Genomic DNA, 17,289 nt, shown 5'->3' with positions numbered 1-17,289 from the left:
TAAAACTGATGTTTGCCTACTGTCAGAAGTGACAGTCACGACCGTTGGCGCAAAATCCAGTCGACTTACATTCCGATTGCTTCGGTTCACCGTTTGCGCAACCCGGGCAAGATTCCACTCGAGATCAACGAAGTGCAATCGGGCAGCTATCTGGGTGAAGACGATATCGAGCGGTTTGAAGATATCCATGGTCGGTCTACGCCGATCGAGCGTTGCGTGTTGGTGAAAACCATCGCGCAGTAAGCGTTCAGTAAAACAAGAAGCCCCCGTCCAGCCCGCTGAGTTTCCCTATCCGCAGCGGGTTGGGTGGGGGCTTTTTCTATGCCGATCAGTTAAAAGGACGCCCTTCTCAATACTGACGGTCGACGAAAAATGGATTCACCACTTCCATTCAAAGGCTCAAATTGACCCGATCCAAAAGTGTCGGGGTCTGGATTGTCCAAGGAGTAAAATACCACCCCAGGGCCGGTGATCCTTACCGTTTCGTCAACACGGGTAGAGGGCGAAAAAACCTCCGGCGCAGCGCCTTTTGCGTCTTCGTAATCGGCGCGCCGATCATTGAGCAGTGTCAGTAAAGAAGAACGCTCTGAAGGTGAAGCCGTTTTGATCGCTGGGACCATTGCCAACATTTCACTTCTCATACCCTGTAAATAAGCCTCCTTGGTTTCCTTCTGAAGAGCTATCTCGACGGGTCCTGGGTAGGCGCGTTTTTCCATCCATGTAACCGAAGCTGGTTTTGAGTACTCATCAGCAATCCTGGACCGCGCTCGAGCAGATACGGGAGAGCTCTTGCTGGCCGCCAAAATTGCATTGGAAAAATTGCCGTTTTCATCTGTGTACAGCAAAAGCCCTGCTGGGGCATTCAAGGACGCCGGCAAACTCTTTTTCAGCCTGACATCGACGTCGAAATAAATACCTTTCACCAATAGCCGCGCTATATCACTAGCCGCTGCATAATTTTTGAGCGGCCCAGAGCGCTCGCGCTCAAACGCCGCATGCAGTTTCTGACTTCGCCCTTGAAAAAGATCCGATACATTAGCAATGCGAACTCGCTTATCAACATGCTCAAGTGCAGTCGCGTGTTTAGACCCTGCCTGGGCGTCGACCCATAGCGTGGCACTGTAACCAGAGGCCTTAGCCAAGTTATGGTTAATGTTCATTGCCGCATCTAAAGGTAACGGCGCACCTAACCATATCCAGTTGATCTGCCTCGGAACTTCGCTGTCCGTACCAAAACGGTCAATAAAACTGACCGGATTATTCAGAGTCATCGCGTAAACATTCAATCCATCCATCGCCCCCAAGGGATCCGGATTCAACCAGCGCTGTAACCAAGGCACGTAATATCTGAACCCATAATAATAAAGCCCGGTCGCGTCCTTCTCCTTCCCCGAATACCGCACCGTTTTGTAGCTGACCTGTACTGTCTCGCCGTTACTCCACGCCGTTCCGCCAAAGGGGTAATACCTTTCCTGAGTGATGATCTTGGTGTCCTGATCCAGCTCCAGCGTGCTCGAGCCCAGGTGATCCGTCAGGTTGTACCGCTGCTGGTTGTTGGTAATCTCGTTGGGTTTTCCCGCCTCCCAATGCAACACCCGCACGCTGCCGCGTCCGGTCGCCACGTCGATGACGTGCAGCACTTCGCCGGTGCCGCTGTGGGTGCGGATTTCCAGGCCGGGCAGATAGAGCGTTTCGATGACCACGGTTTGGGCCTTGGTTTGCAACGAACGAACTTTGCGCACGCGCAGGCCGTCGGCGCCGTAGACATAACGTTCGCAATCGTCTTCGGCACCGTCACGTTCCACCGGTCGCACTTCGCGCAATTGATTGCGCACATCCCAACTCAACGTTTGCCCCGGTTGCAGCTTCAGCAAATTGCCGTTGGCGTCGAAGCAGTTGCGGAAGTCTTCTTCGCTCGGCTCCACGCCGTCGCGCACTGGCAGACAGCGGTTGCTATGTGCATCCGCGACGAGGCGATGGTCGGGGGTTTGCGGGCCTTCATGAGTCAGTTCCAACAGGTTGCCGCCCCGATCGTAGCGATAGGTCTGACGATAATTACCTCGCCGGCCGGGGTCATCGAACGACGAAAATTGTGGGCCTTTGTTCGCGCCGCCCGCCTCCCAACCGGTGGCGCTGATCAATTGATACAGGCTGTCGTAGGCGTACTGGTTGACCGGGTCAATGCGCTGATTGGCGAAGTAGCGCGGTACGGCGGCGTCTTCGATGCGCAGCACGTTGCCCGTCGGGTCGTATTCATAATTTGAGTCTTGCAGGACGTTGTTGCCACGCCTTGCGTGCAAGCGGGTCAGGCGAGCGTCTTGCGGGGCGTATTCGAGGGTGGTGATCACGCCGTTGCCCGCCACTTCCCGTGCGCTCTGGCCATGGGCGTTGTACTGGATAGCGCTCACCAGCAGGGTTGGCGCAGTGTCTTTGAGCAGTTGCAGTCGGACTTCGCGCAGTTGACCGGCGACGGTGTGGCTGAACGACTGACGGTTACCCTTGGCGTCGGTCTGTTCGAGCAGCTCGCCCTGCGGGTTGAAGCGTGAGCGGGTCATAGCGCCAGGCCCGGGCTCCAGCCATTCGTTGCGCTCGGCCACGGGTTCCGGCCAGTCGGGTGAGGTCAATTCCCGAAAAAAGTGTCGAGTCTGCTCAAGCAGCCCGCCGTTCATCCCAAACTCGGTGAACAGCTGGGTGCCCGCAGGGTCATCATGACGAATGAGTTGTCCGCACTGATTATGTGCGGCAGAGGCCGGATCCGCACCGCCATAGTCGTAGCGCTCCGCGCAGAACGACAATTTATCCTGCCCCTGCTCGAACACCGCCAGCGGTCGCAATTGGTCGTCGTATTCATTCCAGCGCTGGCTACCACGGCCATCCCACCCGTGCACGAGTTGCCCCGCCTCACCCGGCAAACTGATCCGCCACCCGGCATCGACGCTGATCGTGCTCAGTACCTTGCCTGACAGCGAGTAGATCGTCGTCAGGTTGGCGGGCGCCGAAGCGTCCGTCACCCGTCGCGGATCCCGCTGGGTGATCGCGCGTCCGGCGGGGTCGTAGGTGGTGCGGTTGATTCGTGCCTCGGCGGGTTCCGTGATCGCGCTACGGCAATAGTCGACCGAGCACACCGCCAGACTGCGCGGCTCGATGACCGCCAGCTGCGGGGTGTTCAAATGAATCCCAGGGTTCAATGCAGAGTCTCGTTGTTTCGCCGCTTCTTCGGCGGCGGCTCGAACAGATCGTTCTCATCGAAGGCGACGGTGCACCAGATCCAGTACCACATCTCCCGACGCAATGGTTTCAGTTGAGCCGGGTTGCCTTGCAGCATTTTTTTCGCCAACACGGTCTCGGTCGGGCGGCCTGCCGCGTCGTAGAACTGTTGGTCGTGGTAGGCGTGCTTGCGCATCGACCGATCATTGATGTAACGCGGTTGGTCGGCGAAGTACGGTCGATAGATTCGTACCTTCAGGCCCTTGTTGTTGTACTCGACCGGCTCACTGACCCGCCAGCGTCGCAGCGCCTCGAGTTCTACCGGCGTGCCGTCGGGCTTGAGGATCAACTCGCCATGTTCATCGACCTGCCAGGACTTGCCCGGTTCAACTTCCTGCTTGGTTTGCAGCGTCCGGCCTAATCCGTCCAGGCAGGTGATGCTCGCCCGCACTTGCATCTCGGGATCACCGGGATAGCGGTCAGCCAGCAGGGTAACGGCGTGCACCGGCTCACGCTGTGCCGCGTCGATCTGTGCCTTGAGGACCGTCTCGTTCGGGTCGAGCTCTTCGATGTCGGCAAGATGTCGCCGGGCCCTGTCGCAGAGGTGCCCGCTGGGCAGTATGAAACCTTCGGTCCTGGCCCAGGCCAGCCATTCGGGGGATGGCTGTGCTGTTCGGGAGACACGACCCATCCAGCTGAAGGTGTCCCAGAAACCGGCGCTGGCGAAATGGCCGATGGCTGTTTTCGGATCGGCAATGGCGATGGCTGGGGCACGGTCTTCAGGGGGGACGTAGGTCTCCAGAGGTTCGAAGCCCACGGGTTCTCCCAGTTCTGTACCGTGGAAACTGGTCACCAGCGGTTCACCGAACGCACTGTAACGGGCTTCCTGGATATTGCGATTGGCATCCTCGATGGCCGCCGGCAGAAACGAGCGATAGTCGATGTCGAGGCTGCGAGTGGTACAACCGTCAGGCAAGGTGACGGCGATGGTCAGGCACCAGTAGGGGTCGTAGGTGATCTTCGTTTTGCCGTGACTTTGGGTTTCCTGGTATTGCTCGACGTTATAAAAGCCGGCCAGTCCAAGGTAGGTGGGGAAGCCCCGGTGTACGGACCACAAGTAGTCTTTCGCGTCGTCCGAGTCCGGTTCCTTTTTCACCTCGGGCAAGAACAGCGCCATGATGTGGTAGCCCACCTCGGGCGATTCGAGTTTTTCTTTCAGGTTGAAGGGCATGTTGCCCTGTTCATCCTTGAGTTTGTCGTAAGCGCTCAGGGCGGTTGCGTCCAGTTCCGCTATTTCGATATAGGCGGGCAAACCTTCGATGGTCGCTTTTCCTGGCGCCAGGGTTTGACCGTCAGGGTGCATGTAGCGCTGCAACGACAAACCGGTCAGCACCGACAGCTTCGCCCAGTCGCCATCGTCCTGGCTCTGCTCAAGGAAGTGCTCGTGGTTGATCGTCTCAGGACTCAACTGCCCTTTGTCCAGCACCAGTGCATTTCCGCGCTGCTGGTAAGGCAGGCCCAGGCGCCAGGCCTCAGGGTCCGGTTCTACTTCACCCAAGTGGTGGATGTGCAACGCCTTGGTTTGTGTCAAGTACCACTTTTGCTGGGCGTCGTCGTGGGCGTCTTTCCACCAGGTCTTCTGATACTCGTCACTGAAGGGCGGCGTATCGTTGGGGGTTTTGCGTCGTGCGTAGTTCACGGTGAATGCATGGACGACGCTGCCATATTGATCCCATTCCAGGTTGAGGCTGTGCTGGCATAACGGGTCGTCCGGGATGTGCGGTTCGTAGTGGTAACTGATCGACTCCACGTCCAGGGACTGAAGCACTGCGTAAGGATGATGCTTGCTTTTGAGGCGCAACACCCGCACGGCATAGCGGTTTTCCTGTACGACGTAGGGCACGGCGGTTTTCGGGTCATCGTCCGCGGCATAGACCTCCGAGCGCACTACCCTGCCGCTCAGGCAGCGGGCAATTTCACGGGCGGTGTCTTCGTCAGGTGCAGTGAAGGGTTGCGCTGCGCGATCGTTGAAGTGGTAGTTCTGCAGCAGCGTGGGCTTGAGGGGTACAGCCAACGGATCGAGCTCGTAGTAACCGTCCCTCGGCGGGTCGATGTCCTTCCCCGTATGAAACCAGGTCTTGCTCAGGATCGGCGCGGTGAAACCGGCCGTTGCGCGTTCAGCGGGCGTGGCTTCGGTGTCGGTCTGCAGCAGCAGGCGAAAACCACGAAACTCTCGTTCGTAGCGGTCGTAATAACCGCCTCGGTACCTGAATCCCTGGGTCAGTCGGTTGCCTGTGATCTCATCGAGTTGGGTTTGCTGATTCACCAGGTGCATGGCAAAAGGCAACTGGGAAACCGGGTTCTCGACCCCCGCAGTGTGCTGCTCCTGCTTCTCATCCAGCCATTCCTGCGCCGAGCTGCGGTAGCTCACGCTGCTGCTGGCGCCCATGTTGTTGCAGGTTCCGTTCACCAGGTAGGGCTTGGCCTCGACGAAATCGTAGCGAAAGTGCTGTGGTTCCATATGAGGCACCGTCAGGATCACGCTGGAGCAACCCTTCCCTTGCAGGTCGGCGGTGCTGACCAGGCAGAGCCGGTCGTAGCGCACACCTTCGGGCCACGGCAGATCGACGGAAATCTGTTCGCAACCCTCTCCGGCATGGTTCATGAACACACGCAGGCGATCAGATTCCAGATAGATCATATCCGCCGCGCCCGAACCGTCGAGATCGGCCAGCAGCACCTGTGCGGCGTTGAACTCGGTGTAGGCAAACGGCAAGGCACACAGCACAAAACCCCTGCCGAACCGTCCACGACCCAGGTTCGGCCAGCATTTGATTTCGTTGTGACGGATGCGCACCAGATGCGCCTGCCCACTGCCGAGCACATCGGCGAAGGCCACCAACTCGGTCGGGGTGTTGCTCAACAGTGGCAGGTCATCGTCATCGCCCTCGGCGGTTTTATCCAGGTGAGGCACATCGATGCCGTTGTCGAACCCTGCCTCTCGACGGTTGCCGTACAGGCGAACGCTCTGGGTGCCGATCAGCGCCAGGTCGCTCAGGCCGTCACCGACCAGGTCGGCCATGCGTGCCATCGGGTGGAGGAACTCGCTGGGAAAGGCATCAAAGGGCACGAAGTTGGACCAGTTGCGGTCCGGGTCGAGGGTGAAGAAACCATTCATCCCCGGGCGGGCGATCACCCAGTCCAGCTTGCCATCGCCGGTCAGGTCGGTGAGCGACTGGTGGACGGGTTTGCTGCTGTCGGCCACGGGGATGTTTTCCAGGCGTTTCCAGTCGCTGTAGCACACATTGTCGCCACCCGTGTCGCAGCGTAACGGCTCGCGGTAGTACCAGGCCTCGTCATAACGGCACAGCACGCCGGACATGCCTTCGCCGTACAGGTCGACAATCTGGTATTGCTGACCGTTATTGAGACCGGGCATGGCATCGAATGAGGTCCAGCCCGGGCGCCGCGGATCAAGTTCAAACGGGTTGTAGCTGAACTCCATCGGCGGCCGGCTCTCGACCTGGCCCAGGCTGTCATAGGCCTGGACGTGGGCGGCCGTCAGGTGGTTGTAGCCCAGCGGACTGGGCCGGTGCTCCAGCAGCAGGCGCTGGACCAGCACTGGATCATCGCCCAGTTCTTCGGGGAAGTGATGAAACATCAGCACTTGCCGACACAGGCGCCGTGTACCCAGCTGGAAACCGTAGGCGAAGTTCCAGAACGGATCGGTACGCACGGACCAGGGTTGCGTTTCATCGAAGGTGGGCGCGGTCTGCAGATCCGTGCTGCGCTCGCCGTAATCGAACACCAGCTGAAAGTGCCAGAGCACTTTTTTCCAGCTGCCAGGGATCCAGGCGTACAGATGCGGATGGGCCTCTGCATTGCCGTAGCACACGCGCCTGAGGTAGCGCTGGGCGCGGTAGTCGCGCCTCTGCGGAGGCGTGGGGTCGTCCACTTCGGCCTTGTACTCGTAGACGATGTGCTCGCCCCGGTTGTTGAGGCTTTCTTCGATCATCCAGACGCCGACATGCGTTTCTTCGTCCGGATCAGCCCGGCGCGAGTCCCCGGTTGTGCCATAAATATGCAAACTGCCGTCGGCACTGTGGATCAGCCAGTGACCGGCTTCGTCGTCCGTGGTGAACCAACGCTCGATCAAGGAGAACTCACCCTCGACCCTGGGCCAATAACGCACCACCGTATACTCGGCGCCCAGGGGCACGCCGTTGTAGGTGGTCACCGTACGGGAAATCAGTTTGCCATCGCTTTCCGTGCGTTCGGGCATCCACACATCGCCGCCAGGCCCCACCACCTGGTCGTTGCCGTCGTAGGTCGGCACGCCCTTGGTGGTGCGCAGGGTGATGGCATTGGTCGTCATCCGCCAGCCAATCCCGAATGGGCTATTACCCACATCGCTGCTGTAGCTCATCGCGATCGCCGGGGCATCACCGCGTCCGGGTGAGATCGGCAGGGGTAATTCCAGCGAGGCAGCACCGGTGGTGCCCACCCCGCCCCAACCCTTGCCGATGCTTTGGATCGCGCCGCCGCCCTTGGGCAAAGTGGGGGTGTTGATTTGCATCGTCGTCGGCTGCTGCTGTTGTTCGTTCATAGCGAACCACCCTGTCTGGCCGTGTAGCTCACGTGCACGATGATGTCGTTAAGAGAGTCGAGCACTGCCTTCTGCGCCTCAGCGTTGGGGAAGACGAGGCTCCAGCGTGAAACGGCCCCGGTGTATTCGAACGGCAGGTAGCGCTCATCCTGGAAGTTGAGCTGGAACATGCCGTTGTCATCGACACCATGGGACAGGGCGATCTGTTGGCTGGCCCGCAGGTTCTCCTTGAAGTTGCCGGTGGTGGCCGACATTTCCACCTTGCTGTAGCTCTGGTTCAGAACGGCGCGAATGTCTTGATAAGGACCCAGGGTGACGGGCAGGCTCATGCTGATGGTCTTGATCCGCCGCAGGTAATGATTCTGGCCGTCGTAATCGTCATCGAACATTTTTTGCGTCAGTTCGAACTCACAGGCGCCAGTGGTTTGCAGCGCCGTTTTTATTTCCGCCCAGGTTTTGTTGACCGTCGAGGCTGGATCCTTGGCCTTCAGATCTTTCAGCGACACGGTCTTGCGGATTTCCAGGTCGCGCTTGTTGTTTTGCAGGTACTTGCCGTGCATCTGCTGCAGGCTGGTTTTCAACTCTTCTCCGGCACCCAGGCCGCGGTAAGTGGCATTCCACGCACCGGGCTGAATGAAGTTCTGTGCAAAGTCGCCCAACTCGTACTGCCAGCAGGCTTCGGCCGCCTGGCACAGGGACAATGCGGTGGTGTAGGCGGTGTGGTAGAAACCGGCGAACTTGCTGTTGAGCCAGTCATAGGTCTGGGACTTGCTGAAGCGGTTACTGCTCAGCAGGAAGTCATGGGTGGCCTTGGTCTGGTTGAGGGCGGTTTGTGCCTGGCGCAGTTGCAGTTGGGTGGCTTTGTGTTGCTCTTTGTAGACCGCGAGTTGGGCATCGATTTGGGTGGCTTCGAGTTTTGCCTGTTCGTGTGCCTGGGTCCATTCCTGGTGGCGGCGGCGGTACTGTTCATAGAGGCCAACGTTTTCTCCTCCGCCACGCAAAACACCTGCAATACCTTGTGTAGTGAAGGCAGCAGCTTGCCCTGCAGCATCCAAGCGGTAGCCTCCCACGATGCCAAAGGCAAACCCCAAACCAACCCCGGCACCTAGAATATTAGGTTGCGCTGTCATCAGCGTGCTAGTAGCCAGGATCGCCGGGGCGCCCTGATCCGCCACTCTAGACCCAAGATTTAACGCTCCCGCGGTAATCTCTCCGGGGCTTGTTACCTGCTTCACCAACTTCTCGTAATAACTGACCCGTCCTTGGATCACGGCCTGACTAGCCTGCAGCGCTTTTTTATTCTCATCATCAACTTTCCCGGCCTGGACCTGTATATCCACCGCCACCTTCGCCAGATTCCAGGCCTGCTGCTGTTGCAACTCCTGGTACTGCGCCTGCTCCTTGCGTTCGAGCAATGACAACAGGGTCGTGCCGAACTGGGTCACGCTGTCCACCGCATTCTGCGCAAGGGCGAACATGAAGCTGAAGCGGTAATGGGGAATCTGTGGATTCAACAAGCGACTTTGGGCCGCACCCGACAAGCCCTGCCCCCTCGCCGCGAGCAACGCACGTGGATCCAGCGGCGTGGCGAACAACGGTAGGTGCAAGACATTGCCTGCGATGTCGAGGTTGTGACGCAGGTTGTACAACCGGCTCTCGGCCCGCTCCCAACGCTGGATCAACTCGGGGTTGAAGGGAAGACGCAAATACGGATTGTCAGCGCTCGACAAGGATGAATCTTCGACATAAGGCCGCAGGCACAGCAGTGGGGCGACCTCCGAGGCCGGGGCCTTGCCGATGCGCAACGGAGGATCGTCCTTGAGCCGCCGCTCATAGGCGATCAATTGCCGTTCGAACTCACGCAGCTCCTGATTCTTCGCAGAACTCAGCTCATCCAGATTGATCGGTGCCCAGTCGTCAACTTGCCGGACATCCGGGCGTTTACCCAGTAAATCCAGAATGTGCACATAACGCAGCTTGGCCTCTGCCAGCCCGTCCGGCGTCAATTCCCCGTAAGCCCGATCAGCCTGATTACTCTCGATATCGATGTAGAGCCCATACAGGGCTTTGCGAAAGTGCACCGGATTACCGAGGGCAATCTGGTGCGGGTCGTCAGGATTCAAAATCGCCGGGCTCGGATCCACCGGCACGGGCCAAACGGGTTCTTCCAGCGGCACCGCCTGCCAATAACCGGGATGCCCCGGGTCGACACTCTGGCGCGAAGGGTCGAAGACATAGGACAGCCAGAGCTTGGCCTCGTCGTACTGTTGTTCTTCGTTCAAGCGGTAGGCAACCAGCCACGGCAGGTACAGGAAAAGCTCGAGGAAATACAGGTAGTACGCGCCCGAGAAGTCCATCGCTTCTGCGCCGAGATCGTTGGGGATGGACGGTTCTATTTTTTGCGTCTGGGTTTCCCAACTCAACAGAGGTTCCATGCCACTCTCGGCGAGTGGGATCAGCTCCCTGGCGAAGACAGTGTTCATGCGAATCGGGGGGCGAGACATCCAATAATCATCGTTGAGTTGGATATCTGAACCAGTGAAGTCAATAAATTGGGCCCTGCCCAAGGACGGGCTATCCCCCTGGCTCGGATTCAGCAGACTGTTGATGCTCGGGGCGATATGCGGCCCTCCTTCGGGTATTTCCCCCCAACCAACAGTCAGCATCTTCAGGGCGCCACCTGTAAGTTCCCAATTGATATTTGGCGGCGTAAGTTTATAGATCAACACACCATAAATAAGGGGAATTTTTACCTCTTGCGGATTTGCAGGCCAGGTTCCTTCCCACCCCTCGGGCTGATAGGTGTTCTGGTCGATCGAGAACGAGAAGGTTAGTTTTATATCCTTGGGCAAGCTGACGACGGGGATAGAGACCTGCAATGCACGCATGTCGCTGAGTGTTTTGGGGGGCTCTTTGGCCTGGACATCTATGGGATGTGCGATGAATAGTTGGTAGAGGAAAGGGCCGAACTTATAGTATGGCACCTCCTTATGGAGGTCTAACGTTACGACCTTTCCGTCAATTTCACGCCAGCATTGAGTAATAAAAATGCCGGAATCACACAAAATTTCTTCGAACATTTCTTTGAATAAGAGCTTTCCCTCGAGCGAGGCCGACATTCCCTGCGGTGTCTTGGGCAACTTAAATCGATCCCCCCCGCCAGTACTTTCTATAATCAGATTTTTCCGACCCCAGCTGTGAGTGAAAGAATACTTGGCATCTGAATAATCTAAGAAATCGGTACCCGTAGGCGTTATAGTTGAACCTTTCAAAAGGGTATAGCGCCTGTTATGGAGACTTGATTCTTTGAACACTACCACCACTTTGAAAAGTTTATTCTCGGGAACATCGTGAGCAAAAATAGAAAACTCGATAGCTTGTTCTTCACTGAAAGCCTCATCCAGCTTAACGGTCAATTCAATATTGGAATTTCTTCGATTGTAAACGAGTTCGGCATCTTTCTCGCCGGTCTTGATTCGCGACTGCCAACCGCCGAAGTCCCAAGTATCTTTATTTACTGTAGGCGCGTTGGGAACTACATCACCGAACACAGGGGTACTGGATGGAAGCCAGTATTGAAAACGGCCAGCGTTCTTGTTGGCATTGGCAAAGATACAGCCGACAAACAACACATGTCCGCGACTCGGATCGTCGTCCGTTGGTGTGAGCGCCAACGAGCGCGGTTTGATATTGGGTACGACACCGAATGACGGGAACAGCGGTTTCACATGGAAGTTTTTATCGATTCGTACGGTTCTGAGGAAATCGTATTGATCTTTACCGCCAGTAAAATCCGGATCCTCGCCATCGGCGGGTTTAAAAGGCTGATAGTTGGAATACAGCATCAGTACCATCGACTCGGGTGACGTCGAGTGGTCATACACCGCAATGGTCTGGGTTTCCTTTTCGATCTGCTCTGGCGTCTTGGCAATCAGTGCAGGGGTCTGGCAATAGTTATCGATGTAGACCCGTGGCGTGCTCCAGCTGTTATCGTATTTTTTGTAGCTGGCGTACAAACGGAACCGCGGATGCACCTTGATGGCCGTGTCGGCTTTCCCCTCGGAAGCAATCACATCCGAGTCCTGGTACTCCACCTCGGCCCAGATCACGAATAGCCGGTTATTGAACCAGCACGGACGGACCGTGTGCTCCAGGGCCTTCTCGGAGATCGGTACATTGGCTCGTTTCCAGTCCGACCAGGCATTGGGCAAGGGCTTGGCGTACTTTTTCGGAACTACGCCTCTCGCCGACGTGGCAGTTTTCACGGGACGTTGGCTCATGTCCAGTGAGCGCCAGTACCAGGCGTTTTCGGCAGGAGATTTAGCGATGAAGTAATAGGTGCTGTTGGCGAAATCCTCGCCATCGATGTAGCCGTTGCAGATCTTCAGGTTGGCGATTTCCTCGAAACGTGCGAGGTAGGCCAGTACCGCCGTCTGCACGGTATCGGGCTGGATCTGCGCCTGATTGATGTCGTTTTCCAGCTGCTCGAAACTCTCGGTCTTGGTCAGACGCAGCGTCGGGTCCAGGTAGATGTCCGGGAAGTGGTGCAGCTGCTGGATAGCGGCCCAGATCGGGTAGCGGTTCAGGCCGTCGCGCCAGGTTTTGGTCTGCTGTGGCGTCAGGCTGTCGTCGCTGTAGCCGGGTTCCATGTTGAGCATCATGCTGTTGACCAGCTGCTGCAGGCTGGCAATGGCACAGGCCACCGGGCTGGTCGGCACATTCTGGCTGACCAGCACGTCCAGTAACCAGAACTCATAGAGGTCGTCGGCGGTCTTGATCCGGTCGGCCAGTTCCTGGTCAATCAGGTACTGATCGTTGGGCACGGCTTCGTGCAAATACAGTGCGAGCATCGCGTCGCGCAAAGACTCATTCAGTGGAGCGTCGAAGGCAGTTGTCATGATCGTTCCTCAAACAGTCGCAAGGGATGAGTCAGTTGTTGAACTGGCGGCCATGACCGCCTCACCAACGGCTTTCCAGTTATCCAGCGTGCTTTTCTCATCCAGTTCGGTGGCTTGCAGCAGCGCCTTGACGGAGAGCCCGCTGGCCTCAGAGCTCGCCCGGCAACGGCGTACCCAGTCCACCTGCGCCATGGAGCAGGCACGTTTTTCGCTCAAAGTGGCGGTCAGCGCGGTAATTTCTGTCTCGGGCCAGTCCAGCAGCCGGGCCAATGCACTGTTGGCCGTTTCGCTGGCGACCTGGCGCAGTGCCTTGTTCTTGAGTTTGGACTTGGCCGGGTTGGCGAGGCTGAAGTAACTCAACAGCTTGTCTTCCGGCTCGCTCTGGCTGTGGAGCCAATGGCTGAAGCGTTCAAACAGATAAAGGTCGGCGAGCGAGGGTTCGCTGTTGCTGACTGGGTATTGAGCGCGACCCAACCAGGCTGGATTGACCAGGAACAGGCGCAACGCGCTGTCGCTCAAACGCAGGCTCAGGACGATTTCGGCATGCCGTGAAACGCTCTGGAAACGTTCGATCAGTTGGGGCGTCGCCTCCCCCTCCAGCGCGTCCACCAGGAGGGTGTAGACCGAGTAATTGGCCCAATGGATAACCGCGACGCAGCGTTCCGGTGGTAGTTTTGCGGTTTCCTGGAACAGCCCTTCGAGCAGTCGGGCTTGCCGGTCGTGCGCGCCGAGCAGCAACTCGACGAGTTTTTCCGCGCAGACTTGTTTGACCTCCTCTGGCAGGCTGATCGGCTTGAGCATCTGGTCAACGTCATTCCTGAGCCAGCTGAGGGGGTCGTCAACCAGCGTCAACTCATGATCAAGTCCCCGTAACAATCCGTCCTCGTCGAGCAGTGCGTGGCTGATCAGTAACCGGAACCAGTCGATGGATGTACTGGGGTTGATGGTTTTACGTCGGTTATCCTGTTTCCCGGGCAGGCCCAACGCAGCCACCTGCTCCTTGGTTACAACGCTGCGAACCGTGTCGTCATGCAATCTGGCCAGGCGTTTGAGCAAGTCATCGGGCAGCGGCTCGGACTCCTGCACCTTGGCTGGCGGGTTGCCGCCAAGTTTTTTGCCAGACGGGCGCTTCACGGCCAGTGGAACATCGGGCCCCAAGCGCTGCTGTAATTGCGCAACGGTCTGTTGGCTGTCCTTGAGCCAGTCGACGGCCCAGGCCAATTGCATCAGTACGTCGAGAATATCCGGAACCGCAGGTGTCGTCCGAGGGCTCAGTTGACCACTGGCCAGTGCCGTTTTGTAACGATGGCCACCGAGCAGGCTCGCCAGCGTCAGGAGATCGGCCACCGAAAGACCGAAGAGCCGGGCGATCCGCGCCTGGCGGTAAAGCGACGAAACGGTGGGCAAGTCACGCTTGAGATCACCCACGTATTTTTCAGTCTGTTTGGCAATCAACAGCAACGAGTCTTCGGTCGGTTTTACACCGAGGCCAGCGCACAACTGCAGCAGGGTCTTCTGGTCGGCGGGCGTAGTGCCGCTCAAGTCGAGTTCTGTTTGATCGAGGATCAACGCCGTGTCGAACAGTTGCACCCGATTGAACACCAGGTCGAACAGCGGCACCTCACCCTTGCCACTGGCATAGGGCGTGAGATCGTGCATCAGCGCGGCGAATTCCTGGGGATCGATGCCGTAATGCTGGTTCAGGTAGCGATAGACCCCCAGTGCGCGCAAGGTGTTTTCGTTGAGCTCCATCCCCAGGTTCTCTTCACCCTCGGCCCGTATCGCACTGATGATCAGGGTGTCCAGTTTCGCGAAGGGTATGCCCGTCCAGCGCTGCAGGCGGACCATCCGTTGCAGGCGGTCGAAGCGGTTGAGTGACGTCTTGGTCAGGCGCCAGATTTTTGCACTGCCCTGATCGACTTGTTCCAGCCCCATGGCGTTATCGAACTGATCGCGGTAGATCGACGTGGCGGTGGGTACTCGTTCGCTGTCGTACAGGGCCGCGCCAGTGCCGTTGACGTAACAGGCGCCGTAGTGGTTCGGGTGGGGGAACGGTAAAACCTTGCCGGTGACGCCGGGGAACGCCAAGCCAGCGTGTTGTGGGCTGAGGCTTGGGCAGTTGGGTGATAACCGTGGAGCATGGGTGCGACGAGACAAGAGCATCTCGACCTGCTCCGCGTTCAGGCCCGTGCGCTGCATGAAACTGGTCAGGTCGGCCATTTGCAACAGTGAAGAGTCAGACCCTTCAATGCCAAGAGACTGTTTGAAGAAGGCCTGCTCCGGCGCGTTAAGGTGGTATTCCTCATTCAGTGTGAGGGTGACGCGTTGACTGGCCAGTCTCACCGGTTCGGCAACGGTGCCGGTAGCGGTGATCAGATCGAATGTAGCGGTGTACCCCTCCTTGTCCGGTTTGGGAAGCTTTGCCGTCTCGCCGGTGAGGAAGAAAACCAAGGGTCTCTCGGCCGCTGGATGCAGAAAGTTAAGAAACGCCCCGCCCGTGAGCCCGGAGGTAAAATTAGCGGACCTTAGTTGCACTTCACCGGTTTCGGTTTCATCTGCTGCACGAAAGGTTACTGATGCAATGTTTTTTGTTCCCCCTGTCCCTGAAGTAGTGGGGACATCCGCCACCGGGGTAACAGTCCCGATATCCGCTTGATCCGACAGGAGCAGGAAGCAAGTACTCAGAGGTATATGAGGACGCAGATGGGTGGTACCGGCACTTTTCCAGCCGTCGATCACATTCTGTCGGGTCACATAGAAATTGCTGAACACAGAGGGTTCGATCAGCAATTGCTGCTGCTGCGGACTCAAGCCCGATAACAGCTGTTGCGCTTGCAGCACCGGTTTTTGCACTTCGCCATATTTGTTGGTTGCGGGCTGTTGAATCGGCAGCAACAGGCTGACCCGGTAATTCAACGCCCCCAGTCCGGGCTTTTTATCGGCCAATCCCAGCTGGCATTGATGGTGATAGAAGTTGTAGGGCAATTCGAAAGGGTAGCGACGTTCGGCCAGCACCTCATGAGTGGACTTGGTTTTGTCTTCCTGATTTCCATCCAGGTAAGCGCGCAAATTCTTGTCCAGCACTTCGTTGACGATTTCCAGCATGGGCCTTGGGGTAAAGGTGCTTTCTTCGGTGATCAGCAAGTCCTTCAGGTCGGGGCGGCGTTTGTCCAGCAAGATGCGTTTGGGGTCTTCGCTGGTGGTTTCCAGTTGCTGGATAAAAACCCGAAGCGCACTCAGGTAGGCCACCGGCGAATCGATGGCGGCGATGGCCCCGACCTTGCAGAACTCGTCCCAGTTTTCCTTGAACAGATTGGGAAAAGTAGGCCCCAACGGCACGAGGGCACGAACGCCACTGCGTTGGGCCAGTTGCTGGAAGGTACCGGACGAAGTCTTGTATTCCCGGTACAAGCGCGCAATCAGCGCCGCATAGCCCATGGCATTGTCGTAGGCCAGGTCGGCATCGGCGTCACTGAACCTGGCCAGCTGTCGAGCGAATGCCGCCTTGGGCAGGCGAACGATGTCAAAGACCGAGGTGAAACCCATTTTTTGCATGGCCTTCGCAAAATCCACCCGGCCTTTTCTTTTCGGTGAGCCGTCTGTTCGAACAAGCGCAGTCATCAGCGAGTTTTTTTCAACGGCCATATCAAAGTTTCTCCTGCCAACAAATGGGGTATTGACCAATGCCAGCCAGTTGAAGCTCTACGCAAATCCGTAGGAGCTGCCGCAGGCTGCGATCATTTGGGCGGCCAACGCTTAACAGGCATCAAGGGCATCAATGGATTGCCCGGCAGGATCAAACCTAGCGAAAAACAGGAGTCTCGTAACCTGTCAGATTTGACAGGCTGAGGGGGTTCTTTTAGACCGAATTCATTCGAAGAGTTTATTTCTTATTGCGAATATGGAGATGGGATGGGTTCATCAGGAATGAATGAGTCGTTGAACCTCAGCGGTTCTGTGGTTTATCAGATGGATTGCAGCTAGCGCCCCGTAGCTGCTCGCGTACTCGTTATCCAACGTCCTTTCCTCCTACAAAAATCCGTGCTCCGTCAGCTGACGGACCGCTAGCGCAGTTGTGCGAAGATGGGCACTTCAACTGCTACCGTTCGTCAGAACTGTCAGATTTTACAGGTATCAGTACTCCCCCCGAAAATTGTATATGAGCGTACCAAGAGTTGGATTTCCTTCCGAAAAAGAGGCTGCGCCATGACGGACATTAGCGAAACTCAAACTGACGATAAAAACGAACCACAGATGGAGCTTCTGCCCCCCCCAATAATTACTGCACCCACGGCATCAGTAGTGAGTCGCCCATTTACCATCCGCGCGATCGTACCGTCAGTAGCTCACACTAATTGGGACATAGATTTTTACAAGGTTGGTGAAGCTAGCAGATTCAAAAGATATAGCGGCGGGTTAGGTGCTGGCCTCATTGAGTTGGTGGCCCCCGCTGACTTACCAGAAGGGGAGAACATTTACTTCAAGATCCAATACCGAAGTCATACGGGTATTTACAGCCTCTGGGCCACCAGTCGTACCTTTAAGATTGACTGACAAGGTTGAGGGGGATTTTTTAGA

The 17,289-nt window shown here is 57.3% G+C and carries 4 protein-coding genes and 1 pseudogene; 1 reads left to right on the top strand and 4 read right to left on the bottom strand.

Features of this window, described 5'->3' with window-relative positions; genetic code table 11:
- Positions 1-57 precede the first annotated feature (57 nt).
- A pseudogene (locus J2Y86_RS22630) lies at positions 58-243 on the top strand (mannose-1-phosphate guanylyltransferase/mannose-6-phosphate isomerase); the annotation flags it as partial.
- Between the two features lie 89 nt (positions 244-332).
- Here J2Y86_RS22630 and J2Y86_RS22625 read toward each other — a convergent pair.
- Genes J2Y86_RS22625 through J2Y86_RS22610 form a run of 4 tightly spaced genes read right to left on the bottom strand, consistent with a single transcriptional unit; the run spans position 333 to position 16,284 of the window.
- Positions 333-3,188, bottom strand: a complete 2,856-nt coding sequence (locus J2Y86_RS22625; RefSeq protein ID WP_253436625.1) for an RHS repeat-associated core domain-containing protein — start codon at positions 3,186-3,188, stop codon at positions 333-335.
- On the bottom strand, positions 3,185-7,813 hold the full coding sequence (locus J2Y86_RS22620; protein ID WP_253436622.1) for a SpvB/TcaC N-terminal domain-containing protein: 4,629 nt from the start codon (positions 7,811-7,813) through the stop codon (positions 3,185-3,187). The genes J2Y86_RS22625 and J2Y86_RS22620 overlap by 4 nt, the downstream gene beginning before the upstream one ends.
- Positions 7,810-12,711 (bottom strand): neuraminidase-like domain-containing protein, encoded by a 4,902-nt coding sequence (locus J2Y86_RS22615; protein ID WP_253436619.1) that lies wholly within the window; start codon positions 12,709-12,711, stop codon positions 7,810-7,812. The genes J2Y86_RS22620 and J2Y86_RS22615 overlap by 4 nt, the downstream gene beginning before the upstream one ends.
- Before the next feature lie 9 nt (positions 12,712-12,720).
- Entirely contained in the window at positions 12,721-16,284 is a 3,564-nt protein-coding gene (locus J2Y86_RS22610; protein ID WP_253436614.1) for a Tc toxin subunit A, read from the bottom strand.
- Between the last annotated feature and the right edge of the window lie 1,005 nt (positions 16,285-17,289).

The sequence above is a fragment of the Pseudomonas migulae genome, from assembly GCF_024169315.1.
In the GTDB taxonomy this organism is placed as follows: Bacteria; Pseudomonadota; Gammaproteobacteria; order Pseudomonadales; family Pseudomonadaceae; genus Aquipseudomonas; species Aquipseudomonas migulae_B.
This window is presented reverse-complemented; position numbering and strand designations above follow the sequence as displayed.